We start from the raw sequence: 24,956 nt of genomic DNA, 5'->3' as shown, positions 1-24,956 counted from the left end.
AAGGGGGTCCCTTTTGCGCGCCGATAGGGGGTCCCGTTTGCACGCCGATTGACACACTAGATTCATGCCGAGCGCGTGCAATATTGTTTCAAATTCAGGAAGCGTCATGGTGACGCGTTTTTCGGGCTTGCTGTGCAGCAAAACGCCCAGCCTCGATTTGCTGATACCGGTCAGGTGGGCGAGTTTGCGTTGAGTTGCTTTCTTGCAAGCCATCGCCCGCAGGATCAGAGGCACATAGTCCCTCTGCAGCTCGTCGCCTTGGGCGAGCTCCACAACTTACGCCCCTAACTTGGCAAGAGATGTCATATCGATCCCCCAATGCCGTTCGGATGGGGAAGACAATCATAGCAGAAAAGCCAATGCAAGCGTGGTTTCGACCAGATTTGTCCGAACCGAAAGGCTAACGCATTGGTGACCGCGCTTGTTAGTGCCGGGACCCCTTGAATGGGCCGGTCTCGCGAGGTTGATCGAACTCGTCCAACTGGAGCTTGGAAATCACGCGAGCTGCCCGCTGCTCGACTATATAGTTGAATAAAAGGGCAGAAAGAGCGTCCCCAACAGAAATGTTGGTTTCGAGTCTTGTTTCGAGCAATTCTTTTATTCTCTCAAGATTTTTGGCACTCGTCTCCGTAATCTCTAAATGGATCTGAATGCTTCCGCCTGTAGGGACAGCCACCAGATGGCGCTTTAGGTTCTCCGCATCCTCATCATCTATCTTTTCTATTCCTGGAACGCGGCTGTTCACGAGATTTTCGAGCGTCTGATAGCACTTAGTACTATTAGAATGAAGGCGAAGGCTCTCAGTCGTGAGATGAAAGAAGCGTTCGGAGATATCCAGTGTAAAGTCTCGTGAGTCAGCGCCCATAGTGCCCACGTCCTGAACTGCCCTCATCCATTAGAGCCCGATCGATGGTCGGTTGCCTTGCCGGGATTATGAACAGGCAATGGTTAATATCTGACGAGTCTTGCGCCGCGAATCTACCGCGAATGAAGCCTGTCCGCAATTGCAGGGCATAACGCCCCGTCAACCCGGCCAATTTGCCCCATATGACGGGGCAGGATGCCCTGATCACCGGGACACGGTGCCCCATTTTCATCACCGACATCGAACATGATCGAAAATTTTCCCGATTCGGGAGGGGGCTGATCCCATACGTCGTTGCGGTGCGGCGATGTGATTGGCCAGCTTTGTTTGGGCGCGGTTCCGTCGCGTCTCCAATCGAAGGAAATCCACATGCAGTCTGTCCTCCAAAAGAGCGGACACGCGGAGCTGGCGATCCTCGCCCTCGCCGTACTCCTGTTCGCTTTTCTCTTCTTCGCCGGTCCCGCCTTCGCCGGCGCCGACACGACGTTCAACACCGCGCTCACTAAGTTCACCGACTTCCTCGAGGGATCCGGCGGCAAGATCATCACGGTGCTCAGCCTCGCCGGCGGCGTGGTCGCCCTCGCTTCGGGTCGCTTCTCGATGGGGCAGATCGCGATCCCGGTCGGCGTCGGCGTCGGTGCCGGAACCGGCGTGCCGATCGTCACGTCCACCGTGACCGCGACGATCTGAACCGATCCCAGGCCTGTGCGGAGTAGCAGCTCCGCCCAGGTCCAGGAGGGGGTGGTGCAATGGCCGCAGACAAGTACGTCATTCCAACTCATCTCGACGATCCCGAGCTGATCGGGCTGTGGACGCTGGATGAGTTCCTGGCGATGGTTATCCCATTCGTCTGGGGGATCCTGTCTCAGCACATCCTTATCGGCATGCTTCTTTCGGGGGCGGGCTGGTGGGGTCTCAGAAAAGCTAAGGCAGGCCGGGCGACGTCCTGGCTGCTTCACCTGGCCTATTGGCATCTTCCGGCCGGCTTCACCGGCCTGAGAGCCACGCCACCCTCATATCTTCGACTGATGGCGGGGTGATATGGAACTTTCCTACAGCCATACGAACAGCCAGCGGATCCTGCGCCAGCGCAACATTCTGGCCGTCGCCGCGGTGGCGCTCGCCGTGATCACCCTGCTGCTCTGCACGGTCAGCCTGTCGCGCGACCGCGAGGTGGTGCTGCAACCAGTGCTGCGTTCTCCGCTGACGGTCAGCTCTGCCGGCGTCAGCCGCGAATATCTGGAGATGATCACGCGCGACACGGTCGTGCTGACGCTCGATCGCAGCCCGCAGAACCTCGAATACTGGATGAATGCGGTGCTCGACATTGCGAGCCCGCGCACGCAGGGCAAGATCAAGGCCGACCTGCTCAAGATCGTCAGCGAGCAGCGCGGCTCCTCGATCTCGCAGTTCTTCACCATCCAGAAGATGGAGATCGACACCAGGAACCTCCGCTCGGAGGTGACCGGCGAACTGCACACGATCGTCGGCAACAAGGTCATCTCCAGCGAGAACCGCACCTTCCGCTACGACTGGGAATATTCCGGCCTGTCGCTGAAGCTGGTGGGCTTCGGGATGGTGAAGACCGGCTCCGCGAAAGACCAACAGGGGAGCTCATCATGATGCCGGTCTATGCTATCGGGAGTGCCGCGCTCGGCACTGCCTTCCTCTCGCGCGTGACTTGCCACGCGAGCCGCTTCATCGGCGCAAGCCTCGTCGCCCTGGCGGTCTTCCTCATCGCCGAGCCGGCCTTCGCCGATCAGACGATCATGGCGAGCGACAGCGCGCAGGTTGATTGCACCGCGTCGGCCAAGGATCTGACCCGCATCAGCCTCGTCGAGGACGAGTTCGCGAGCGTGTCGAAGATCTCGACCGGCAATCCGCAGGACGACTTCTCGGTCGTCAACGAGCCGGTCCGCGGTGACATCTACCTGTCTGTGCCAGACGGGTTTGGCCGACCCGCGCTTTCCTTCTTCGCGACCAGCAAGCGCGGCTACGTCTACAAGTTCGTGTGCCGGATCAGCGGGGACCAGGCCGCCCAGGTCTTTGTTTCGAACCCTGCGATCGCCAACGAAAAGGCGGCCGAGAATGGTCCCGCCAATCAGCTGGGACCCCAGGATGCCGCCGTCGAGCTTGTCCAGGCCATGTATTCGAATGCCGTCGCCGATGGCTACGAGATGCGCCAGCGCACCCTGCGCCCCGTCTATGTTGGCACTCTCAAGGTCCAGATGATCGCCGAATATCGGGGTTCCGAGCTGACCGGCCGGGTGCTTCGGATCGAGAACAAGGGTGACCAGAGCGTCGAGCTTACCACAAGCATGGTCGCTCCTTCGAGCGCGCTCGCCGTCTCGATCGCCGACACCAAGCTCGCACCGGGCAAGGTCACCACGGCCTACCTCGTCTCGCAAAATGGTCCGAGCCCCTTGGCTGGCCAAAATACTCCTACGGGAAGGTGAGGATATGGCTCTTTCCGATTTCCTGAAGCGCAGTCGCCGTCCTCTCGACGGCGGCAGCGAGGGCGGCACCGAAGAGGGAGTTTCCCCGCTGTCGGGCGATCTCGGTGCCAATGACGCAGTCCGCCGCCGCCAGCGTCTGCTCCTCGCCGGCGTCGCGGGCGTGGGCCTGGTCCTTTCGTCCTTCTGGATCTTCGGCGGCGACGGCGACAAATCGAAGGAGACCGACGACGGCGTCAGCGAGGTCGACGTCTCCACCAAGGATCTCGTCAACCGCAACCTCTCCCAGCAGGAATGGATGGCGCTTTCGGAGAACCGCTTTCAGTCGACAGAAAACCAACTCAAGTCGATCGACGGGCAGAATAGCCGGCTCGAGGCGCTGACCGCGCAGGTCGAGGCGCTGAAGGGCCAGAATCAGGCGATGCAGGCCGATGGCCAGCGGGTCCTGTCCGCCTACCAGGCCGAAAACGAGCAACTTCGCCGGCAGGTCGCTGATCGCCGGACTGCCGCAGCACCGGCGCCCGGCCCGGCCGCAATGTACGGGCCCTATGGTCCGCAGGCCTATCAGCGACCGGGCGCGCAGGGCGGAACGCAAGCGGCGGCTCCGATCGCTTCGGCCGCGGAAGTGAAGCTCGTCAACTTCACGACGACGGATAGCGGCAACGCCTCCCGCATTGCCAAGGGCAACACGGTCTATACCGACAGCGTCAACTATCTGCCGCCCAACAGCTTCGCGCGTGCGAAGGTGATCGTGGGCGTGGATGCGAGCGCGGGGGTCAACAGCCAGAGCGATCCCTTGCCCGTCGTGCTGCGTGTGACGGGTCCGGCGCGCTCGGTCTACCAGAACGGCCGCCTGCTCACGACCAAGATAGAGGGCTGCCTCATCAACGGCGCGGCGCGCGGCGACCTCTCGAGCGAGAAGGTCTACGTCAAGCTTCAGAAGATGACCTGCCCGCAGCCCGGCGGCCGCTACGCGGTCTCCGAGGTCAAGGGCTTCATCGCCTTCGGGGGTAAGACGGGCGTGCGTGGCCGGGTGGTGTCCCGCGAAGGCTCGCTCGTGACCCAGGCCTTCCTGGCGGGCCTTGCTGGCGGCTTCGGCCGTGGCTTCTCGGCGAATGCCAACTCGGTCTTCCAGGGCACCAACATCACGACCAACGGCCAGCGCCAGAAGCTCTCGACGGGCGACATCCTCGAGGGCGGTTTCGGCGAGGGCGTCGCCCAGACTGGCGACATGGTCTCCAAATATCTGATCGAACGCGCCGAGCAATACCAGCCCGTGATTGAGATGCCGACCGGCATCGATGTTGAGATTGTCTTCCTGGAGGGTGTCTATGTTCGCAATTGATCGTCTGCGCGCGCTGGGCCGCCCGTCGCGCCTCGTCCTCACCACGCTCCTCGGGCTGAGCGTCGCCGGCATCGCGCTCGCGGCCGACACGAACAGCCCGGAAGACCGGGTCCGGTTGCTCCTAAAGACGCGGCTGCCCAAGACACCGGTCACCGCTATCGATTGCGGCAAGATCAGCGGCCTTTGCGAGATTACCGCGGGCGCCAACCTGTTCTACGTCGATACGGGCGCGCGTTTCCTCGTCATCGGCCGCGTCTATGACATGCAGACCCGGCAGGACATCACGGCCGCCCGTCTGCTCGAGATGAACCCCGACATGCTCGTCGGCGCAGCCGCGAAGGCCAATGCGGCGGCAAATGCGGGCGGCGAAGACGATACTTCACAGCTCGCTGCGGCAACGCCGGGCCGGGTGGAGAAGCCAGTCCGCCCTGCGACGCCGCAGAAGCTCTCGCTCGCCGAGCTGCCCCGAGACGGTGCGATCGTCTGGGGCAATCCTTCGGGCCAGACGATCACGGTCTTCACCGATTTCCGCTGTGGCTATTGCCGGGCGCTCACCAGTGTCCTGAAGGACATGAACGTGCGGGTCGTCGAACGGCCGATCTCGGTGCTCGGAAGCCGCGATGTCGCCGACCGCGTCTACTGCGCCAGGAACCGGGAGGCCGCGCTGCATGCAGCCTATGCCGGAGAGGAAATCAAGGCAGGACCTTCCTGCAACACCTCGGGGCTCGATGCGAACGAGGCCTTCGCCCACCGCCATGGTCTCAGCGGCACGCCGGTCATCGTGCGCGGCGACGGTGCGGTGATCGAGGGCTACCGGCCGCGCGCCTTCCTCGAGAATTGGCTCAAGGGAGGCCAGTCGTGATCCGGCGGTCCTTGGTTGGGCATGGCGGCGGCCGCCGTCGTCTGTGGCTGCCGGGTGTGCTCGGGTTGACCAGTCTCCTGGCGCTCAATGGCTGCGCCAGTTTCGGCGGCAATGTGCGCGGCAGCTTTTCCTGCGCGGCGCCCGACGGCATCTGCGCGCCGAGTTCGACGATCGACGACAGGGCGCTTGCGCTCATCTCGGCGGACCCTTCGGACGGCGATGCTCTGCCCACCGGCAATATGCGGCAGCCGATGCGCGGGAAAACCAATCGCGTGGCGATGGGCCAATCCGCGCGCCTTGCCTCGACCGATGCCGGACGCAGCCAAGAGAAGGTGCTGCGGATCGTCTTTCAGCCCTATATCGACGAGCGTGGCCGGCTCCACGAGGCCAGTGCGGTCCATGCGGTCGTCGCGAGCGGGGAATGGCGGCAGCAGGCTCTGATGCAGGCGTCCATGCCGGCGCGGGCGTCGGCGGTGGCACCAGACATCCAGGAATCGCTTGGTGATGCGGTCGACCGCATCGATCCGCCGCTGACAGGCTTCGCCGACAGCGATCCGAACGGACCGGACCCGGCGGCCGTTGCGGCTGCCCGGGCGCGCAAGCCTGATCCGGCCCCCGATCCGGTCAGTGCGATCAAAGCGGATGTCAGGGCGCGTCTCGCTCCCAGGGCGCCAGCGACATCCGGTTCGGGAACGGCGGCGGCTTTGAGCCATACTCCGCCGGCTGCCGCTTCGACGGTGCCTCATCCCCCCTCTGATGCACCGGCGAGCGGCAGTCCCGAAGCCAAGGCGGCCTCGGCACCCGCTCCGCAGCCTATGAGCGCGACCGGCGCGGCGGCGGTCGCGCGCGTGAAGGCCGATCCCCACTATCAGGAGGTCGCCAATGGCGCGGCTAAGGATGCCCGGGATGCCGGCGTTGCGCAGACCGGAGCGGCAGCCGCGCCGGCGGCGATCGGCGCGACGGTGAAGGCCGCGAACTTCCCTGCTGCCGTGCCGGAGGACAAGTGAGATGGCGGGGAGCTTCTTCGAGAGCCTGCTGTCCGGGATCCTGGGCGACGCCAAGCGGCCCGACGCCGAGCGGCCGGAGTTTGGCGTGCCGATGCTGGCGCATTGGCTGCCCTATCGCAGCTATGATCCCAAGACCGGGATATTCTACAACAGCGCATCGCGCAGCTTCGTGATCGAAGCAGCGCCGCTCGTCGGCGCGGACGAACGCACGGGCGAGATCCTGACCCAGTTTCTCTCGGAGGCGATTCCTGCCCCCGGCTGTCTGCAGTTCCACCAATGGATGAGTCCGCGGATCGGCGAGCGCCTCTCCAAATGGTATCTCCCGCGCTATTCCGCGCGCGGCGTCTATGAGCGCATGGCCAAGCACCGGGTCGACTTCCTGACCGACGGGGTCTGGAAGTCGCTTTCGGCCGACGCGCCCTTTTCGCTTCGCAATCACCGCGTGGCGATCTCCTATTCGACGCCCGAGAGCTCGAGCGTGACGGCAGAGGAGATCGTCGCCGTCATGGACGGCATCATCTCGGCGCTTGCCTCGATCAATGTGTCGGCCAGGACGATGGATCCGCAGGCACTCATTGCCTGGATCGACGACATTACCTCGCCGACTACTGCTGCCGGCGAGGACGTGGTCAGCTATAATCCGCTCGATCCGATCGCGGACCAGGCAATCCGCCGGGACGTCGAATTGCATATCGAGTCTGACCGGATGCTGCTTCGCACCGAGCGATTCCGGCCCACCGGCAAGACCATCGACGAAGCGCCGGAGATCGGTGAAATTCTGCCGGACGTCTTCGACGTCCGCTCGTTCTCGGTGCGCAACCTGCCGGCACGCTGGGCGCCATGGGACGTCGCCCGGCTGATCGGCGACATGTTTACCGACAAGCTGCGCATGCCGTGCCCGGTCGCGACCAATCTCTGTGTCGAATTCCCCGATCCGATGGCCGCGAGCAACAAGGCCAGCTTCAAGTTCATGCGCACAACGAGCCTGGCCGATTCAAAATCGTCGCGCTTCCTGCCGCAGCTGCGCGATCAGAGCCAGGAATGGCGCTATGTGAACGACGAGCTGCGCCAGGGCCGCAAGCTCGTGCGCGTCTTCTTCAGTGTCACCGCCTTCTCCCCGAAGGGCCGGGGGGACGCGAACGAACGGGTACTCAAATCCGTGTACCGGGCAGCGGGCTGGGATCTTCTCGACGATCGCTACCTGCAGATCATGGGTCTGCTCTGCGCGATGCCGATGACGATGGCCAACGGTCTCGCGCGCGATCTCGAGCGCATGAAGCGGATGCGCACATTGCTGACCACGACCGCCGCTAATCTCGCCCCCATTCAGGGCGAGTTCCTCGGGAGCCAGGTGCCCCATCTGATGCTGATCGGCAGACGTGGTCAGCCCTTCTTCTGGAGCCCGTTCGAGAATGCGGCCGGCAACCACAATGTCGCTGTCTTCGGCAAGTCGGGCTCCGGCAAATCGGTGACGCTGCAGGAGCTGTGCGCGTCATTCTGTGGCGCCGGCGCCCGCGTTGTCGTCATCGACGACGGACGCTCGTTCGAGCATTCCGCCAAGCTCCAGGGCGGCGCTTTCGTCGAGTTCACGATGGCTTCGGGCTTTTGTCTCAACCCGTTCAGCATGATCGACGAGGAACTCGCGGCGACCGATGAGGACTATCTCCTCGACTGCATGGCAATGCTCAAGGCCATCGTGAACCAGATGTCGCGCCACATGGATCGGCTCAACGATACCGAGCGCGGCCTGATCGACGGCGCAGTCAACACGGTCTGGGCGGAGAAGGGGCGGGCTGGTTCGATCGATGATATCATCACCGCCCTGGATGCGACCGGCAACCAGCAGGCCACCGATCTTGGCATAGCTATGCGGCCATTCTCCTCCGCCGGCACTTATGGCCGCTTCTTCCAGGGCGAAGTGTCCTTCGAGTTGTCGGCCCAGCTCACCGTTTTCGAACTCTCCGATCTTTCGTCACGTGAGGAACTGCGCAGCGTAGTGCTGGCCGCGATCTTGTTCATGTCACAGCAAATGATGCGTAAGGTCGACCGTTCGATCCCCAAGGCGCTATTCCTGGATGAAGCGTGGCAGATGATGCGCGGCGGGGCGATGGCCGAGTTCATCGAGGCCTTTGCGCGTACCTGCCGTAAATATTATGCGTCGCTCATCACCGCGACCCAGTCGCTCAACGACTATTACAAGTCTGCGGGTTCGATCGCCGCCCTTGAGAACAGCGACTGGTTCGTCATTCTCCAGCAGAAGCCGGAGACCATCGCCGACTTCAAGAAGCATGATCGTTTCGAGATGGACGACTATACCGACGCGCTGCTGCGCTCGCTGAAGATCAACGGCCGCGAATATTCCGACATTCTGATCAAGGGGCCAGAGACGTTGGCGGTCGGCCGCCTGGTGCTCGATCCCTTCTCGTCCACGGTCTATTCCTCCAGTCCGGCCGTCTACGCCGCCATTGAGGATCTCGTCACGCAGGGCCTCACCATGGATGAGGCGATCGAGCGGATCGCCTTCCCGGACAACCCGGAAAAATGGGCCTCTCACGAGGATCCCGAGCTCGCGCAAGCGGCGGAGTGAGCCATGGCCAGCAGCACAGAGCCGAGGGTACAGCCATCCGCGCCGCCGTCGATCGACGCGCGCGCGATGCTTCATTTCACCCTGTATTTCGGCGGCTTCCTCGCATCAACGCTGCTCATGACCTGGGGCCTGTTCGCGCTGTTTTTTCTCGCCCTTGGCGGCTTCTCGCTCGATGGCCTGATGAACCAGCTCAACAACCTCAGCACCCGCTACGTCATCGCGACCCCGGATCGGGTCGCATCGTTCAAGACCATCTTCGCCGTCGCACATCTCATCCTTTCCGTGGGGCTCATGGTCCTGCGGAGAGGCAGGATCCTGCCTTCGGCCCGATCGCAGGGAGACCCCCGCCATGGCTGAGCAACCCGAACTCGACCTTCCCGCGCCACCGGTATCGCCAGCAGCGCCAGCGAAGCCCAGACGAACATTCTTCGCTGGCTTCAGCCGTATGCAGATCCTCGCCGGGCTGATCCTTCTGGCCACTGTGGTCTGGGGCATGTGGGTCACCAAGACACTGGTGACGCCCAAGCAGGATCATATCGTCTCGGCGCGGCTCTCCTCGATCGTCGGGGAATATGTGCAGGCGCAGGCGCGCTCGACATCGCCTCCGGCGCAGGTCGAGGCCGAGATGCGGGGCTTCATGGCGTCGCTCGACAAGGAACTGCAGCGGCGCAGTGCTGGCGGCCAGATCGTGCTCGTCGGCGAAGCCGTGCTCACGAAGAACGTGCCCGATATAACCGACAGCCTCAGACAATCGGTCTACGCCTCGGGCGTCCCGCGGCCGCGCCAAGCTTCGGCCGAGGAGCTGCAGCAGATGAATGCCCAGGCGATGGCGGCCGCGAGACCCCAACTTGCAGCCCCGGCTCAGATGCCGGGCCAGATGCCCGGGGCTGCTCCTCCGATCGATCCCATGATGGCCGCACAGGGCATGGCGGCGCCAGGAATGGTGTCTTCAGGGCAGCAGCAGCCGGTTCCGCAATATGCTCCGCCAGCTGCGCAAGTTTCGACCTTCGGAGGCTCCGATGGCATCGGCGGCCAGTGAGGCGCGCCCAAGCTGGCGGCCACGCACGCGGCTATGGCTGTTGTTCGGCCTGTTCATCGCGGGCAGCGTTCTGCTCAGCGCGATCAGCGCATGGCGCGACGATCATCTGCTGCTGATCAACACGACGGGTTCGCTTCCGAACTGGGCCTTCCTCATCCAGCGCCACAAGCTGCCGGCGCGCGGAGACTATGTTTTCTTCGACCCGCCGCCAAGCACGCTCCTGCGTCGCCACTTCGGCGCGAAGCCGCGGATGTTCGGCAAGATCGTCTACGGCATGCCGGGCGACACGATCAGCCACGTTGGCCGCCAGGTTGCGGTGAACGGCCACCTCGTCGCGCAGATGAAACCGCTCACACGCTTTGGTGAACGCCTGACGCCGGGCGCAACCGGCCCGGTGCCGCAGGGATGCTATTTCGCGGCTACGCCGCACAAGGATGGCTTCGACAGCCGCTATGCCGAAATCGGCTTCGTATGCGCGCGCCAGGTCATAGGAACCGGGGAGCCGATCCTATGAGGGTGCTCATCTCAGGCGGGCTGGCCATCGCCGCAACGGTCGGCGGGTTGATCGTCGTTGGGCCGATGCGGTCGGAGGCCAAGGACTATGGCCAGGCCGCGCAGGCGTTCCCGGTCATCGAGCCCGATCTGCTCTCCACCATTGAAAACCGCCTGCGCCGCGCAGAGGCAAGCGGCGAGCTCGCCCGGACCAACGAGATGTTCGCCAAGCGCGTCGAGGCGAAAGTTCGTCGACCCGATCCCGTCACGGGGGTCACCCCGGCCCGGACCGCCCGGAGCTGGGACTTCGATCCGTCGGTCACGATGGAACGCGACATCCGCGACCAGAAGGGCAACCTGATCGCCCCAGCGGGACAGCGGATCAACCCGCTCGACTTCGTCTCGATCCGTCAGGACCTTGTCTTCATCGACGGTGACGATAGCGAGCAGCTCGCTTGGGCCACGACGCGCTACACGGACCTCAAGGCGAAGATAATCTTCGTGCGTGGATCGCCGGTCGAGCAGATGACCGCGAAGAAGCGGCGTTTCTACTTCGATCAGCAAGGCAAGCTCACTTCCCGCTTCGGCATCGAGCATACGCCAGCCGTGGTCACCCAGGCTGGCAAGGTGATGCGCGTCTCCGAGGTGGTGTTGAAGTCCGGGAGCCCGGGCTGATGCCGCTGTGGCTCGACATGCTCCGAACGCCGATGGCGGCACCCGAGACTCGCGATCTTCGGCGGCTGCGCCGGATCTGGCAGGTTCTTTGCCTGCTACTGGCCGCCAGTGTCGCGGGCTTGCAGCCGTTGATGCGGATCAGCGGTCAGGCGGCGCCCTGTGCGATCGCGTCGCTGCTGGCGGCCACGCTGTTGACCACGGCGCTTTACCTCGCGCGCAAGCATCGCGCGGACACCGCCTTTCTCGAACCTGCCGGGGAGGATCAGTGATGCGCGGCTTTCGATCAGCTCTGCGGCTTCTCGTCATGGCGCTGGCAGCCTTCTTTCTGGCGCCGAGCGCACAGGCGGCAGGGCCGACCTGTCACGGGAAGTTCGTCAATCCGATCACCGACGTGTGTTGGTCTTGCCTGTTCCCACTCTCGGTCGGCGGCCTCAAGATCTGGCCGAGCGGCCGGCCGGATACGAGCAATCCCGCTTCCCCGATCTGCTTTTGTGGCAGCCCGCTTCCCAGGATCGGCATCTCGGTCGGCTTCTGGGAGCCGGTGCGGCTCGCGGACGTCACAATGAAGCCCTGGTGCTTTCCTAATCTCGGGGGTGTGCGCATCGCGCCGGGGTTCGACATCGGCCAGGGCTATCTGGCCGGCCCCTCGATGGTGGGCGGCCGCTCGCAGAGCACGGCCAAATGGCACGTGCACTGGTACGTCTATCCGCTGCTCTACTGGATGGAGATCCTGACCGACTTCGTCTGCTTCGAGCAGGCGAGCTTCGACATCGCCTATATGACCGAGGTCGATCCGCTCTGGCAGGACGATAGTCTGACGGCGCTGATCAATCCGGAAGCCGTCGTCTTCGCTAACCCGATCGCCCAGGTCGCCTGCGCCGGCGACTGCATCGCCGGGACCGTCCACCTGCCGCTCGATCCGCTGTTCTGGTGTGCGGGGTGCCAGGGCAGCATGTATCCGCTCAACGGCAACGTGCCGTCCTCGATCGGCCATGTTCAGTCCTCGCGGCTCGCACTGTCGCGCTTCGCCTACAAGATGCACCGCGAAGCTCTTGCCTGGGGGACGATGGGCTCGGCCGGGCTCTGCAAGAAGTACCTCATGCCGATCATGCGCAAGCAGCAATACCGCTTCCAGATGGTCAATCCGATCCCCACCGTGAGCGGCCGCTTCGCCTGCTCCACGATCGGGGCATCCACCATGCCGCCTGACGCAGGTCGCGCCTATCCCGCCGCCGGCGAGGACATGGGCTACCTCGTCTGGCGCAAACGCAATTGCTGCGTGCTGTAGGGGGCCGTCCAATGCGCAAATACCTCTGGGGCTTCGCAGCGATCCTTGGCTTGGCGAGCGTGACGGCCTTGCTCGCGCAGACCGTCGACGGGATCGACGTCCAGGCGATCAAGCAGCGTTCGGCGGACCTACAGGCGGATGCCGAGGCTTTCGTCAACCATGTGAAGGATAGGGGCGACGCCTTCCGCGAGGACGCGCAGACCGTTCGCGACGCTGGCATGGAGAACATGCAGCGGGTCGCCAAGAGCGATCTGCCCAAGGGACCGGCAGGCCCCGTCGATTTCGACGAGATCGTGGCCGGTGCCGCGTCGAACGCGACGGCAGGGAAGGGCGAGGCGCCCCAGTTCATCGTCTTCGCGAGCCTGTCGATGCCACCGCAGTCGCTGCAGAAGCTGATCGGCGACACGGCCAGGGCCGGCGGGGTGGTCGTGTTCCGCGGCTTCCCCAACAATTCGATGAAGGAGTTCGCCACGAGCCTTGGCAAGATCATCGACCGGCAGGACGATTTCGCCAATGTCGGCATCGATCCGCGGCTGTTCCGCGCTTTCGATGTCCAGGCAGTGCCGACATACGTCAGTGTCTCGTCGGACTTCGATCTTTGCGCCGGCTTCTCCTGCCAGACCAAGCTGCCGCCCTATGATCGGCTCGTCGGCAACGTCTCGGTCGAATATGCGCTCGAGCAGTTCGCGGACGGTAATGGCCCGGGCGCACGGGTCGCAGCGGTTGGCCTCGCCAACATGCGCAAGGCCCATCCATGAGGGCGTATCTCGTCCTGGCTGCGCTCTTCGGCGTCGTTATGGCGAGTTCGCCCGCGCTTGCCCAGATGACGCTCGACGAGGCGCGCCAGGAGGGGAAGGCGCTGGGTACGGAGAAGCGCAACGATTCCACGCTGGTGCCGTCCAGCGATGCGCAAGCCGCCGCGGTCCCCGGCTATTCCGGCACGAGCTTGCCCGAAGGATCCTATTTCGACGATCCCGGTAAGCTTGAGTCCGACGCCCAGGCGGCCAAGTCGTCCAACGAGCAATATCGCATCACCACCGATGCCGATCACAGCCGGGCCACGTTCAGCAATTCCGAGATCCTCGCGACCACGGCGCGCGCGACATCGGTCGAAAACGATCCCTCGACCTATCTCGCTGGCGAGGAAATGGGCGGCACCAAGGGCACATGCGTGCCGCTGCCCGCCGCGCCGGGGAGCGCGGGCTATTATGAGGCGAGTTGCAACGCCGGCAGCAAGGTCACCACGGAAGCCCGGACCTGCAACGTCAGCCTTGACGTTCACACCGAGAAGCGGACGATCTACACCTATTACACGGGTCGGTTGAGCTTCCTGCCGACAGATGGCGGGCCCTATCCCGCCCGCGCGGCTTTTGACGACGAGATCGCCACCGGCATCTGCTGGGAAAGCCGCCCGATCGACTATTGCGACAATATGAGCGCCTATGGATATACTGCGGCGCCGACCTGCAAAAGCCTTGGCCACACCGCCGTCGAGGTCAAATGCACCGCCGAGGCCCAGGGGATCACGCCGGGCGAGTATCATCCGGGCTATGTGCTCTCGACCGGCAATTACTGGCTCACGAAGCAGGAAGAACCGGCCGTGCCGGTCATCACGCGCAACGAGGGGCTATGCGCCGCCAATGCCGGCGACCCGAACTGCACGCTCGAGACCGAAGTGTGCACGTCGAGCGACCCGGTCACCCGGATCGTCGACGGCGTTCCTGTCACCCAGCCCTGCTGGGCCTGGCAGCGGACCTATCAATGCCACCGGATCTCAACAGCCAATGACTGCGGTGATCTCGAGGCGAACGGGAGCTGCACCTATCTGCGCACAGAATGCCTTGACGAGGAGCCTGATGGCGGGCCCTGCAAAGTCGAGAACCGCGTCTACAGGTGCCCGACGCCTTCCGGAGGCACGAGCGATGCGCCGCAATATATCTGCGGCGACGACGTCTATTGCATCAACGGCGACTGCGAGCCGATCGTTCGCGAAGCGTCGACCGAGTTCAAGGACGCGCTCGTTGCGCTGCATGCGATCGACCAGGCGGGCAAGGAGTTCAACGAAGCCGATCTCCGGGTCTTCAGCGGCACGCGCGAGACCTGCCACAAGCCGGTGTTCGGCCTTATCAACTGCTGTGCGGGCAAGACGTCGGGTTTGTTGACGGTCGGCGCTGGCGCGGCTGCGCTGGCGGGCGGTCCCGCGGCGATCGCCGCGCTCGCGACCCCCTTCCTGGTCCTTTTCGCATGTTCACAGGACGAGATGAGGCTCGACATCAAGGACCGGATGGGCCTGTGCCATAATCTCGGCACCTATTGCTCGTCGAGTTTCCTCGGCATCTGCAGCACGCGGCGCACCGCTTATTGCTGCTTCGAGAGCAAGCTCTCCCGCATCCTCCAGGAGCAGGGCCGTGTGCAGCTCGGCAAGCCGTGGGGGGCGCCGAAAAAGGAACAGTGCATTGGCTTCACGATCGACGAGTTCTCGCGGCTCGACCTGTCGGTAATGGATTTCACCGAGGTTTATGCGGACTTCATGGATGCGGCCAAGCTGCCGGACGAAGTCCAGACCATGACCGAAATCCAGCAGAAAATTCAGAACTACTACGACCTCCACGGCAAGTGAGATGGGCCGATCCGATCTCCTTGCCGCAGGGGCCGCAGCGCAAACCCAAGGAAAGTGACCATGCCTATCCCTGTTCTCGAGCTGCCCCTCGTCCTGGCATCCCTGGCGCTGCAACCGTCGGCCCCAACGCCCCACCATCGTTGCGGTGGCTCTCCCGCGACCGTGGCCGATTGCTGCGTCCACCCCGCAGCCTGGGACAGTCTGACACCCAACCCACCGCTCGCACTCCCTTCCGCGCAAACCGCCTCAGCCGATGAAAGGACGAAGCGTGATGTCCCCCGTCGCTAAACTCTCGATGCTGCTCGCCCTGTCGATTGGGACTGCTGCTCCCCTGTTGGCGCAGGATGCGCCGCCGTCACGCGACACGATCGAGCAGAACCGGCCGGATGCTTTCTACTGCGGCGAGCGGAAGCTCGGACAATGGTTCTATTGCGACAAGCCCAGACCCTTGCCGCGCGAGGCGCAACCGTCGCCGCCGCCGAGCGCGGTCGACCGGATGGCGGCGATCACGAAGCAGCTCGACGAATTGAAGGCCAAGGCGATCCTGGAGCCGACCGAAGAGAACGTCATCGCCTACGTCCGCTTCCAGCGCGAGCAGCTCGACCGCGCCTCGACTTTCTCCGACGTGTGGCAGCGCGCGCTCTGGCAGAACCCCGACATCGACTACACGTTGCAAAGGCCCGTCTCGACGGTCGGCAAGCGTGCCTGGCTCGACAATCGAAAGGCCGATCGCGACGCGGTCCTGACCAACCTGGGGCAGCGCTACGGGCTGTTCTACTTCTTCGCGCAGAGCTGCGGCGCCTGTGAGCTGTTCGCCCCGATCCTTCGCTCGGTGACCGACAGCCACCGGATGGCGGTCATGGCCGTATCGATGGACGGGGGGCCGAGCCGCGATTTTCCGGAACATGTCGTCGATTCCGGGCAGCGGGCGCGCATGGGCGTGCCGGGCAATGAGACACCGGCGCTGGTCCTCTTCGACACGGTGACCAAACGGACCATTCCGGTTGGATACGGCATCCTGAGCGCCGATGAGATCATGGATCGCATCTTCACGCTCACGAACACGAAAGTGGGGAGCGATTACTGATGGGACAGGATCATCGCAAAGGGCGCGCCCGCCGCTTCTTCCGCTCGGCCGCCGGCTCGATGGCCATGATGGCCGCGCTCAATTTTTCCATCGTCGGGGTCGCGCGCGCCGACGTCGCGTCCGAGATGAACAACTTCTTCTCCGACGCGGGCGGCGCTGCCAACGTGACCGGCCCCTCGGCCTATCAGGGTCAGTCGGCCGGCTATTACTCTCTCGGCAATGTCTGGACGCGTTTCCCGCAGAAGAGCGTGCAGCCGTTCAATCTTCAGCTTCCGAGCGCCCGTGCGGGCTGCGGCGGCATCGACCTGTTTTCTGGAAGCTTCTCCTTCATCAATGCGTCCGAGATCGTGGCGATGCTGAAGGCGACGGCCAACAACGCGCTTGGGTTCGCCTTCAAGCTGGCCATCGATTCCGTCTCGCCCGAGATCGGTAAGGTCATGGACGAGTTCAGCCAGAAGGCGCAGCTCCTCAACCAGATGAACATCTCCAGCTGCGAGACCGCTCAGGCGCTGGTCGGCGGAATCTGGCCCCAGATGGATTCGACCCGGGCGACCATTTGCGAGGCGGTCGGCAACAGCCAGGGCGTCTTTTCCGACTGGGCCGCCTCGCGTCAGGGCTGCAACAACGGCAATCGGCGGGATTCGACAATCGCCGGGAACACCGATGCGTCGATGAAGGACCAGCTGGTCGGCGAACCGCACAACTATACCTGGGAGGCGCTGAAGAAGTCCGCCAAGTTCGGGGCGTTCGACCAGTCCTTCTCCGAATATATCATGACGCTCGTTGGTACGGTCGTGACGACGCCGTCGACGGACCCGAGCGTTGGCGGCAAGGTGGTGATGTTCGGTCCGGCGGAAGACGCCGTCGTCACTGCGCTGCTCGACGGCACGGCGGACGCGCCGCCGGTCAAGATGCTGAAGTGCAACGACGAGAATTGCTACGATGTCGGCGAACAGACCCTGTCGGTCCCGGCATCGTCGGCGCTGCGCCCGCGGATCGCCACGATGATCAAGTCGATGAGCGACAAGATCCGGTCGGACACGCCGCTCAACGCCGCCGAAAAGCAGCTCCTCAACCTCGCGACCGTGCCGATCTACAAGATCCTCGCCGTGCAGGCCTATGCCCACTATGCGCTGACCGACGGCGAGATCCAGACGCTGTCCGAGATTGTGGCCGTCGACCTGCTCTCTGCCATGCTCGACAATATGCTGGACCGGGTCGAGCAGGCGAAGGTTCACTACCAGACCTTCGACCAGGAGACCGCGACGCAGTGGAAGCAACAGATCGCGGCCACGCGCGCCAAGTTCAGCCAGCGGGATGTCCGTCTCAACAACAAACTGCAGGTGACGATGCAGATCATCAACCGCAGCATCATGCTGGAGTCTACCCTGCAGAACTCGATGACGCCGGGGATGGCGTCCGCGCTCAACTTCTCGCGCGGGCTGAACGCCCAAGGTCTGAATTAGTGCGGCTGAACTGAAGCGGGAGCGCGTCGATGCTGGAGGTCTTCACGGTCGGGGGCGGCGAGTATCTCGTAAACGTGTTCAACGCCGTCGCTGCCTGGTCAGGGGGAGGGGGCTACCGCTCGCTCCTGCGGGTCGTGATGGTGATGGGCCTCATCTACTCGCTGCTCGTTGTCGCCTTCACGCTTAACTACAAGGCGTGGATGAACTGGTTCCTCCAGGCGACGGCGATCTATCTTTGCCTGATGGTGCCCACGGTGAGCATCAAGGTGACCGACCGGATCAACCCGAGCCTCGCGCCATCGACTATCGACAATGTGCCGATGGGCCTGGGTGTGCTGGCGAGCTTTACGACGCAGGTCGGGGATTGGCTGACGCGGACGGCCGAGACGGTGTTCGTCATGCCCAGCGAGCTCAATTATTCGAGCAATGGCATGGTCTATGGCGCGCGCCTGTTCGACGCGACCCGCAATTTCGTTGTTCGCGACGCGGAGTTCTCGACCAACCTCGAAAACCATTTCAAGAACTGCGTGTTCGGCGACGTGATGCTCTATCAGAAGTCGCTCACGAACCTCGCCAAGGCGCCCGACCTGTGGGCCGCGATCGGGCCGGGCTCGGAAGCGCGCTCGCAGGAATGGCTGGAGCGCCAGGGCGACGGCACCGTTCAGAACTTCATCATCACCTGCCGCCAGGCCTACCAGGCGCTCGACGCGCAATGGGCGCCGATGATCGAGGCCAATGCTCCGATCTGGGGTAAGGAGGTCTATCCCAGGCTCAGCAACGCCCTGGCCGCCGACAAGCTCAAGCATGACGTGCCGATCGCGAACACGGCGTTCACCGGATCGGGGAGCAATTTCACCGAAACGATGCGGCAGAACACAGCGATCAACGCCTTCATGCAAGCACGCAACAGCATGGCTGGTGGGGCAGGCGCGGCCGCGATAGACACCTTCGCCCAGACGCGCGCCGACATCCAGGCGCGCAACACCTATAATTCGATTGCCCAGCAGGCGATGGCCTGGGTGCCGATCCTCAACATCGTCCTGACCGTCGTCTTCTTCGCGATGTTCCCAGTCATCTTCCCGCTGTTCCTCATGCCCCAGACGGGGGTTGGCACGCTCAAGGGCTATGCCATGGGCTTCTTCTACCTGGCTGCCTGGGGCCCGCTCTATGTCATCCTCCACATGATCTGCATGACAAGGGCGGAATCCGCGGCGAACGGCGTGGCCGGGGGAGGCGTGACGCTTGGAAGTTATGCCGGCATCGGCGCGGTCAACGGCGAGACGGCGACGATCGCCGGCTTCATGCTGATGAGCGTGCCTTTCCTCGCGGCCGGTCTTGCTCGCGGCGCGATGTCGATTGCTGGCCAGTCCATGTCGATGCTGGCGCCGGCGCAGAACGCGGCGGAGGCCGCCGCGCTCGAGCAGACCACCGGAAACTACTCCTATGGCAATGTGAGCTGGGCGAACTCGACTTCGAATATGCGGCAGGCCGATCAGTGGACCACGGCGCCGAGCTATATGAGCGGCGCCCCGAGCATGGGCTGGCGCCAGGATAATGGCGCGATGATCAACGGCTTTGGCAATGGTCAGGACGTCTTCGACACGTCGGGGGCCATTTCGCGCCTCGGCTTCACCCCTACCATGACGACCGGGTCGGTCGCGGAATGGCGGGAGATGGCGAGCGAGGCGCACCGACAGTCGCAGGCTTATGAGAATGCCGCGGCCGAGGTCCTGACCGCTACGCATGCCAACCGCAGTGCATTCGGCACCTCGACCGAGCGGTCGTCCGGCTGGGATTCGAGCAGCGGCCGGCAGGCGAACACGTCCGTCGATCAATTCGACCGGCGGACCGGGAGCAGCACGCAGGGTCTGGAGGAACGGGATACGATCTCTCAAGGTCAGCGAATATCTCAGGGCCATGATCGTCAGGCGCAGACGAGCGACCAGATCTCCGGGGTGGTGTCCGCAGGAACGGGACGGCAGACGGCTGGAGGGTCGGGCGGTCGCGGAGGAATTTTGGGCCGCCTTCCCGGCATTGGCGGCAGCGTATCGAAATCAGGGTCTCAGACAGATGCGCTAAGGCATGCGACTGACGAAACCCGCGGCAGCGACAGCGCCAACACATCCTCGAGTGGCGTGCGTGACGAACATTCGAGCGGAAGCGGCGCCTCGATGTCCGATGGGACCTATTCGCGCAGCGGTAGCTTCAGCCGGGCATCCGCCACATCATCGGCGTCGGCGAGTACGGAGGATTCTCTGGCGCTGGCAAAGTCGTACTCTGAGACGGCCCGGCGCCTTGAGGAGCTTTCCCAGCAGCTGTCACGCGACGCCAGCTATGCCGAGACGCATGGCATGCAGCTCAGCGAGAATCTGAGCCAGGATCTTGCGCAATGGTATCGCCGCCAACAGGTCGAAAATCCGGGGCTTGACGCGCCCGAGCTTTGGGCAACCGATCTCACAGACCAGCAGCGGCTTGTGCGCCAGGAGATGATCACGCGCTGGATGCATGACAAGCAGGATGGCATCCGGGCGGAGATTGCGGGGCGCCTCCACGATCCGGACCTGGTCGATGTCAATCGGCCGAGCGTGGGGAACGAGGCGGATGTCAGGGCCTCCTACCGGCCGCATGGTCCTGGGCGGCTGCCCGCCGGTCCTGGCGGCGGCGGGGATGTCGGCGCCGCTGCGATCATCGAGGCCGGCAAGGCAGAGCTGGGGGGCGACCGCGCTGCGGCGCAGACGATGCGAGGGCAGCGGGTTCAAGGGGCCGCTGATCTTGAGCAGGAGGTGAACCGCGACCACGATCGCGGATTCTTCCAAGACCCCAAGCTTCGCGAATAGAGCTTAGAGGATGTAGAACATCGCTCCCACGAGGCCGGCCATGCAAACGTAGGCGAGGGCGTAGCCTATTAGACCGCCACGAGTGGGGTTCCCGTTTTCGTCGGTGATCATTTCGATCTCAGGAATCTCTTCCTCGACAATCGCGTAGATGGGACCGCCGGACAAATCCTTCGTTCGATTATATGTGTCGAGGTCGAATTTTGGGAAGCGCATGCTTTCTCCTGTGACGGAGAATAGCGGTTGGGGCGCTTTTCTGCAACCCTTGAGACGCGACTTATAGCGAGATTATCAAGTTTACAAAAAAACGATAAACCACCATAACCTCGCTATGGATGCTCGTCGTAACCCCTTCGCGCCTGGCGCCGGCACTCGCCCTCCAGAGTTGGCGGGGCGAGATGCGTTGCTTGAACGCAACGCGGTCGCGCTCGACCGAATCCGCGCGGGGCGCGCGGCACGCCCGAGCGTCCTCTATGGACTGCGCGGTGTAGGCAAGACCGTTCTGCTCACGACGATGCGTGACGCAGCCGAGGGGGAGGGCATGGCTATCGTCGCCATCGAGGCTCCCGAGAACCGTTCGCTCCCCGGCATCCTCGTGCCTGCCCTTCGGGCGACGCTGCTGAGGCTCGATCGCATGAAGCAAGCTTCGGACGGCGTTAAGCGCGCGCTTCGCGCGCTGGCCGGGTTCGCAAAGCTCAAGGTCAAATATGACGATCTCGAAGTGGGACTCGATTTCGACGTCGAGCCGGGCCTGGCCGACAGCGGCGACCTTGAAGCTGATCTCGCCGATCTGTTGGTTGCAATCGGCGAGGCGGCGCGAGAGAAGGGGTCAGCTGTGGTACTCGTCATCGACGAGCTCCAATATGTGCCTGAAGAGCAATTGGCCGCATTGATCAGTGCGCTCCACCGGGCCAGCCAGAAGCAGCTTCCCATTACAATGATCGCCGCTGGCTTGCCGCAACTCGTTGGGCAGATGGGCCGGGCCAAGTCCTATGCGGAGCGACTTTTCGAGTTCGTCTCCGTCGGACCGCTCGATGATCACGCCGCGCGCGATGCCATTCGGCTTCCAATCGAGCGGGAAGGCGAAGCTGTCGATGATGCGGCGTTGGACGCGATCTGCGAGCAGACCCAAGGTTACCCTTATTTCCTCCAGGAGTGGGGAAAGCATAGCTGGGATGCAGCTGAGGCGTCGCCGATCACCCAAGACGATGTTGCGGCGGCAACGCGTAGCGCGCTCGCGGAACTTGACGCCAGCTTTTTCCGCGTTCGGTTCGATCGTCTGACCCCTGCCGAGAAGCGCTATCTGCGCGCCATGGCCACTTTGGGCACTGGACCGCACAGGTCGGGAGATGTTGCCGATGCCTTGCACGTGAAGGTTTCAAGCGTGGCGCCGACGCGAAACAGCCTGATCGCGAAAGGAATGCTCTATAGTCCCGCGCATGGAGATACAGCGTTCACCGTGCCCCTGTTCGATGCATTCATGCGAAGAGTGATGCCGGAAGGATGATTTTTGAAGCACCGCCCCGAACGACCGGGGAAGGGCACCAAGCTATGAGTCATCGTTCCCTTTTGTGTCTTGGTTAACGTCAAGAGTGGATTTGACCGCCGCCAAGGAGCGACGTTTGGTGCGAAAATGAACGGGGCTATCTTCATCATCACGAGGTTCACGAGCGAAATTCACCAAGAGGAGCTGAGGGCCTGACCCAACTGCGCCCAACCTGTCTTCGGGGTTTCGCAAGGGGCAGTCGGTGAGGGACATACAGCCGCATCCAATGCAGGTTTCGAGGCGGTCACGCAGCCTCATGAGACTAGCTATCCGCTCGTTCAATAGCGTACTCCACTCGGCACTGAGCCGACGCCAATCCGTTGACGTAACCGGCCCCTCTGGAATCCGGTCAAGAAAATCCTTTAGTTCGGAGAGCGAAAGCCCGACATATTGGGCGGTTCTGATAATGGCGATCCGTCTCAATACGGATCGAGGATACCGCCTTTGATTGCCGGCTGTGCGCTCGCCCTTGATGAGGCCTTTCGCCTCGTAGAAATGGATCGTCGAAACCGCGACTCCGCTACGTTGCGCGATGGCGCCAACAGATAGAGGACGTGTTTTGTCAACAGTCATTGCAAAGACTCGTTACCAAATGTCGGTGCTAGAGCACCGGCAAACTACTTCAGGACTCAGGATGTGGTCATTTCTCGACCGCGCAGACCAAGCCCGTGCCGTGCATCCGCCCCTACATCTACGACGGCGACTATAATCCGGTGCGAGGCGTTTGGTCACTCCCGGCTTTACGGTATCGACGTGCCCGAATTCAGCACTTGCTCTGCGTGCGGGACAATCCCTACGATAGCCGCGAGAATTTGCGTACCTTGCTCGCGAGGGGCAATGTCATGTACCGCCAGCTCGACATCGACCGCTACGAACGACCAATCCTGCAATGCTGGAACATGGATGGCGATCTGTCGTGTCAGCAGGTCCAGGCAGGTCACGCCGTTCGCCGATACAGGCCGTTGCAATGTTCTTCCCGGAGATTATCGCGTCGTTCGATCATTAAAGCCGCGAGTGGCGGTCTTGCGGGAAGCCTCTTGCGGGGAAGGGGGACGCCTCGATCTCTTGGTATCGAGGCGTCAAGCCCGCTTTAGCTGTTGAGCCGGTCCTTGACGGCCTTCGCCACGCTGAAGGAGAGTTTTTTCGACGCTGCGATCTTGATGGTTTCGCCGGTGGCCGGGTTCCGGCCTTCGCGGGCGAGAACGTCCTTGACCTTGAACTTGCCGAAGCCGTTGAGGCTCACCTCTTCGCCTTTGGCGGCGGCGTCAGCTATTGCGGCGAAGACGAGATCGACCGCCTTGCGGGCATCAGCCTTGGTGGCCCCGGTCGCACCGGCGAGATGATCGGCAAGGTCGCTATTGTTCATCATGCTGTTCCTTCTGCAATTTTTCGGGATTCCTCTAATAGTGGCGAGGAGCGTGCGGCGCTATCTCAATGCTCGACCTTATTGAAGGATTCCGGCTTATTGGCCGGACAGGCCATGAGCGATAGTTTTTGCCGGCACCTAGTGGCAAACGCCGGTATCAGGCGTGTCCATAGTTGCGAATTTCGCAGTTGCAATATTCTATGATGCAATGCACAAGAGACGGGCCTTTCAGGCATCCTCTCCCAACTATCAAGCCGCCTCCTTGTGGGCGGCTTTTTTCTACCCGAAACAGAGTCGCCGACTCGACCTGAACGATGTGATCCGGCTGACCATGTCGCAGAACTGCTTCTCGACCTCGAATCGTCTCATCCACGGACCCTATTTGTACATGTCGGGTGGATAGAGCGTCACATACTGAAAATCGCTGTTGCGAAACCGCAAGGCTTCAATCTCCTCGGGATTGCCTGCCTCGTCGACCGCGATCGACATGGCGACGTCGATGGTAAGCTCGATCTCGGTCTCCCCGCTCTCATCCTCGAACGGGATAAGCACCTTGTCCTCGGAATCATACATCGCTTCATCCCAGTTGGGATGAGTGAAAGACACCAATGCTGCGACCTCGATCGTGCCGACCACAAGGATTGATTTACCTGCCTCACTTGGTTTGAAGGCGGTGAGTTTTTTCACTTCGACCGAATTGACGGTGATCTCGTCGATCTCCGCATCCATGACGTCGCTACTGTGCAGTCCCCAATTCGTAAGTTCCTGACTGACGAGGTCGACGATCTGTTCCTCCTGCGTCTCCAGGAAGGGATCGAGTTGCGGCGCGGCCATCTCGAGGCCAAGCGCCGCGAACAGTTCGGGCAACGACTTCACCAGCGAAATATGCTTCGCAGACCCGACCGGGCCATCAAAGTCGCCATCGTTCGAAACGATGATCACCGGGCTATTTCTCGACGCCTCCTTCTTGAGGCACTCGAAGGCAAAGGCGTCGGGGAACTGGTCCTTCTTGCCGTCGCCTGAGAAGAAACCTTCCCCTGCCGCATAGGCGCTGAACACTGCCGACGGCTTCACCTCGTCGATCTGGAGCGTCTTGGCCTCCAGCGCATCGAACATCTGCGTAGTCGACTCATCGTAGATCGATTTCAGCTTTGCGCGAAGCTCCGGCCGCTTGAGCGCGGGAAGCGCAACGCCGGTCGCTCCCTCGACAATCTTCCGGAAATGCGGCTGGCTGATCTCCTTGATCGCGTCGAAATCACTCTGGATGTACTTTTTGGCAACCTCGGTGATGGTGAGATCGGTGGTCAACACCGTTATCAGACCGGCATCGACAAGATCGACGACACGGGCGATTTCAGGCCCGCCTGGTTGTGGATCGGCGTGCAAAAAGGACCCCGTTAGCGGGGTGATCGGCGTCTAAAAGG

Annotated in this window: 26 protein-coding genes and 1 pseudogene; 20 read left to right on the top strand and 7 right to left on the bottom strand. The window is 62.8% G+C overall.

Features of this window, described 5'->3' with window-relative positions; translation table 11 throughout:
• Positions 1-273: pseudogene (locus tag AX692_RS20435) on the bottom strand (hypothetical protein); the annotation flags it as partial.
• 151 nt (positions 274-424) lie between these two features.
• Positions 425-745, bottom strand: coding sequence for a hypothetical protein (locus AX692_RS03875; protein ID WP_230461512.1), 321 nt, complete (start codon positions 743-745; stop codon positions 425-427).
• A 489-nt stretch (positions 746-1,234) separates the two neighbouring features.
• On the opposite strand from AX692_RS03875, the gene AX692_RS03870 reads away from it, so the two are divergent.
• From AX692_RS03870 to AX692_RS03780, 19 genes are all read left to right on the top strand, one after another.
• Complete coding sequence (locus AX692_RS03870; protein WP_017184782.1) at positions 1,235-1,555, top strand: TrbC/VirB2 family protein; 321 nt, start codon at positions 1,235-1,237, stop codon at positions 1,553-1,555.
• Between the two features lie 59 nt (positions 1,556-1,614).
• Complete coding sequence (gene traL, locus AX692_RS03865; protein WP_017184781.1) at positions 1,615-1,905, top strand: type IV conjugative transfer system protein TraL; 291 nt, start codon at positions 1,615-1,617, stop codon at positions 1,903-1,905.
• Position 1,906: 1 nt separating this feature from the next.
• Complete coding sequence (locus tag AX692_RS03860; protein ID WP_017184780.1) at positions 1,907-2,488, top strand: type IV conjugative transfer system protein TraE; 582 nt, start codon at positions 1,907-1,909, stop codon at positions 2,486-2,488.
• The gene (locus tag AX692_RS03855) at positions 2,485-3,321 is read left to right on the top strand and encodes a type-F conjugative transfer system secretin TraK (protein ID WP_017184779.1); all 837 of its coding nucleotides are present in this window, start codon (positions 2,485-2,487) and stop codon (positions 3,319-3,321) included. The genes AX692_RS03860 and AX692_RS03855 overlap by 4 nt, the downstream gene beginning before the upstream one ends.
• Before the next feature lie 4 nt (positions 3,322-3,325).
• Positions 3,326-4,663, top strand: a complete 1,338-nt coding sequence (locus AX692_RS03850; RefSeq protein WP_017184778.1) for a TraB/VirB10 family protein — start codon at positions 3,326-3,328, stop codon at positions 4,661-4,663.
• A complete protein-coding gene (locus tag AX692_RS03845) occupies positions 4,650-5,525 on the top strand; it encodes a DsbC family protein (protein WP_017184777.1) in 876 nt (291 codons plus the stop codon). Before AX692_RS03850 ends, AX692_RS03845 begins: the two co-directional genes overlap by 14 nt.
• Complete coding sequence (locus tag AX692_RS03840; RefSeq protein ID WP_017184776.1) at positions 5,522-6,532, top strand: TraV family lipoprotein; 1,011 nt, start codon at positions 5,522-5,524, stop codon at positions 6,530-6,532. The genes AX692_RS03845 and AX692_RS03840 overlap by 4 nt, the downstream gene beginning before the upstream one ends.
• Before the next feature lies 1 nt (position 6,533).
• On the top strand, positions 6,534-9,119 hold the full coding sequence (gene traC, locus AX692_RS03835) for a type IV secretion system protein TraC (protein ID WP_066210388.1): 2,586 nt from the start codon (positions 6,534-6,536) through the stop codon (positions 9,117-9,119).
• A 3-nt stretch (positions 9,120-9,122) separates the two neighbouring features.
• Positions 9,123-9,476, top strand: coding sequence for a hypothetical protein (locus AX692_RS03830; protein ID WP_017184774.1), 354 nt, complete (start codon positions 9,123-9,125; stop codon positions 9,474-9,476).
• Positions 9,469-10,158 carry a type-F conjugative transfer system protein TrbI gene (locus AX692_RS03825; RefSeq protein WP_026002700.1) on the top strand — a complete coding sequence of 230 codons (690 nt, stop codon included), beginning with the start codon at positions 9,469-9,471 and terminating at the stop codon, positions 10,156-10,158. The genes AX692_RS03830 and AX692_RS03825 overlap by 8 nt, the downstream gene beginning before the upstream one ends.
• The gene (locus tag AX692_RS03820) at positions 10,139-10,672 is read left to right on the top strand and encodes a S26 family signal peptidase (RefSeq protein ID WP_017184772.1); all 534 of its coding nucleotides are present in this window, start codon (positions 10,139-10,141) and stop codon (positions 10,670-10,672) included. The genes AX692_RS03825 and AX692_RS03820 overlap by 20 nt, the downstream gene beginning before the upstream one ends.
• Positions 10,669-11,325 carry a type-F conjugative transfer system protein TraW gene (traW, locus tag AX692_RS03815; protein ID WP_017184771.1) on the top strand — a complete coding sequence of 219 codons (657 nt, stop codon included), beginning with the start codon at positions 10,669-10,671 and terminating at the stop codon, positions 11,323-11,325. The genes AX692_RS03820 and traW overlap by 4 nt, the downstream gene beginning before the upstream one ends.
• Positions 11,325-11,594: a hypothetical protein gene (locus AX692_RS03810; protein WP_017184770.1), complete on the top strand. Its 270-nt coding sequence runs from the start codon at positions 11,325-11,327 to the stop codon at positions 11,592-11,594. Before traW ends, AX692_RS03810 begins: the two co-directional genes overlap by 1 nt.
• The gene (gene traU, locus AX692_RS03805) at positions 11,594-12,613 is read left to right on the top strand and encodes a conjugal transfer pilus assembly protein TraU (RefSeq protein ID WP_026002699.1); all 1,020 of its coding nucleotides are present in this window, start codon (positions 11,594-11,596) and stop codon (positions 12,611-12,613) included. The genes AX692_RS03810 and traU overlap by 1 nt, the downstream gene beginning before the upstream one ends.
• A gap of 11 nt (positions 12,614-12,624) precedes the next feature.
• On the top strand, positions 12,625-13,371 hold the full coding sequence (gene trbC, locus AX692_RS03800; protein ID WP_017184767.1) for a type-F conjugative transfer system pilin assembly protein TrbC: 747 nt from the start codon (positions 12,625-12,627) through the stop codon (positions 13,369-13,371).
• Positions 13,368-15,233 (top strand): conjugal transfer protein TraN, encoded by a 1,866-nt coding sequence (locus tag AX692_RS03795; RefSeq protein WP_017184766.1) that lies wholly within the window; start codon positions 13,368-13,370, stop codon positions 15,231-15,233. The genes trbC and AX692_RS03795 overlap by 4 nt, the downstream gene beginning before the upstream one ends.
• A 271-nt stretch (positions 15,234-15,504) precedes the next feature.
• Positions 15,505-16,320 carry a conjugal transfer protein TraF gene (locus tag AX692_RS03790; RefSeq protein ID WP_026002698.1) on the top strand — a complete coding sequence of 272 codons (816 nt, stop codon included), beginning with the start codon at positions 15,505-15,507 and terminating at the stop codon, positions 16,318-16,320.
• 65 nt (positions 16,321-16,385) lie between these two features.
• Entirely contained in the window at positions 16,386-17,786 is a 1,401-nt protein-coding gene (locus AX692_RS03785) for a conjugal transfer protein TraH (protein WP_037515325.1), read from the top strand.
• A gap of 29 nt (positions 17,787-17,815) precedes the next feature.
• A complete protein-coding gene (locus AX692_RS03780) occupies positions 17,816-20,623 on the top strand; it encodes a conjugal transfer protein TraG N-terminal domain-containing protein (protein ID WP_017184763.1) in 2,808 nt (935 codons plus the stop codon).
• Positions 20,624-20,626: 3 nt separating this feature from the next.
• On the opposite strand, the gene AX692_RS03775 is transcribed toward AX692_RS03780, so the two are convergent.
• Positions 20,627-20,836 carry a hypothetical protein gene (locus tag AX692_RS03775; RefSeq protein ID WP_017184762.1) on the bottom strand — a complete coding sequence of 70 codons (210 nt, stop codon included), beginning with the start codon at positions 20,834-20,836 and terminating at the stop codon, positions 20,627-20,629.
• A gap of 115 nt (positions 20,837-20,951) precedes the next feature.
• On the opposite strand from AX692_RS03775, the gene AX692_RS03770 reads away from it, so the two are divergent.
• Positions 20,952-22,127: an AAA family ATPase gene (locus AX692_RS03770; RefSeq protein ID WP_026002697.1), complete on the top strand. Its 1,176-nt coding sequence runs from the start codon at positions 20,952-20,954 to the stop codon at positions 22,125-22,127.
• A 42-nt stretch (positions 22,128-22,169) separates the two neighbouring features.
• Here the strand turns inward: AX692_RS03770 and soxR are convergent, their stop codons facing one another.
• From soxR to AX692_RS03755, 4 genes are all read right to left on the bottom strand, one after another.
• Positions 22,170-22,739, bottom strand: coding sequence for a redox-sensitive transcriptional activator SoxR (gene soxR / locus AX692_RS18765; protein ID WP_081095122.1), 570 nt, complete (start codon positions 22,737-22,739; stop codon positions 22,170-22,172).
• Positions 22,740-22,906: 167 nt separating this feature from the next.
• A complete protein-coding gene (locus AX692_RS19995) occupies positions 22,907-23,107 on the bottom strand; it encodes a hypothetical protein (RefSeq protein ID WP_017184759.1) in 201 nt (66 codons plus the stop codon).
• A 149-nt stretch (positions 23,108-23,256) separates the two neighbouring features.
• Positions 23,257-23,532: an HU family DNA-binding protein gene (locus tag AX692_RS03760; protein WP_017184758.1), complete on the bottom strand. Its 276-nt coding sequence runs from the start codon at positions 23,530-23,532 to the stop codon at positions 23,257-23,259.
• Positions 23,533-23,910: 378 nt separating this feature from the next.
• On the bottom strand, positions 23,911-24,918 hold the full coding sequence (locus tag AX692_RS03755) for a PIN domain-containing protein (protein ID WP_155646254.1): 1,008 nt from the start codon (positions 24,916-24,918) through the stop codon (positions 23,911-23,913).
• Positions 24,919-24,956 lie beyond the last annotated feature (38 nt).

This window comes from Erythrobacter donghaensis, assembly GCF_001557325.1.
Lineage (GTDB): Bacteria > Pseudomonadota > Alphaproteobacteria > Sphingomonadales > Sphingomonadaceae > Erythrobacter > Erythrobacter donghaensis_B.
This window is presented reverse-complemented; position numbering and strand designations above follow the sequence as displayed.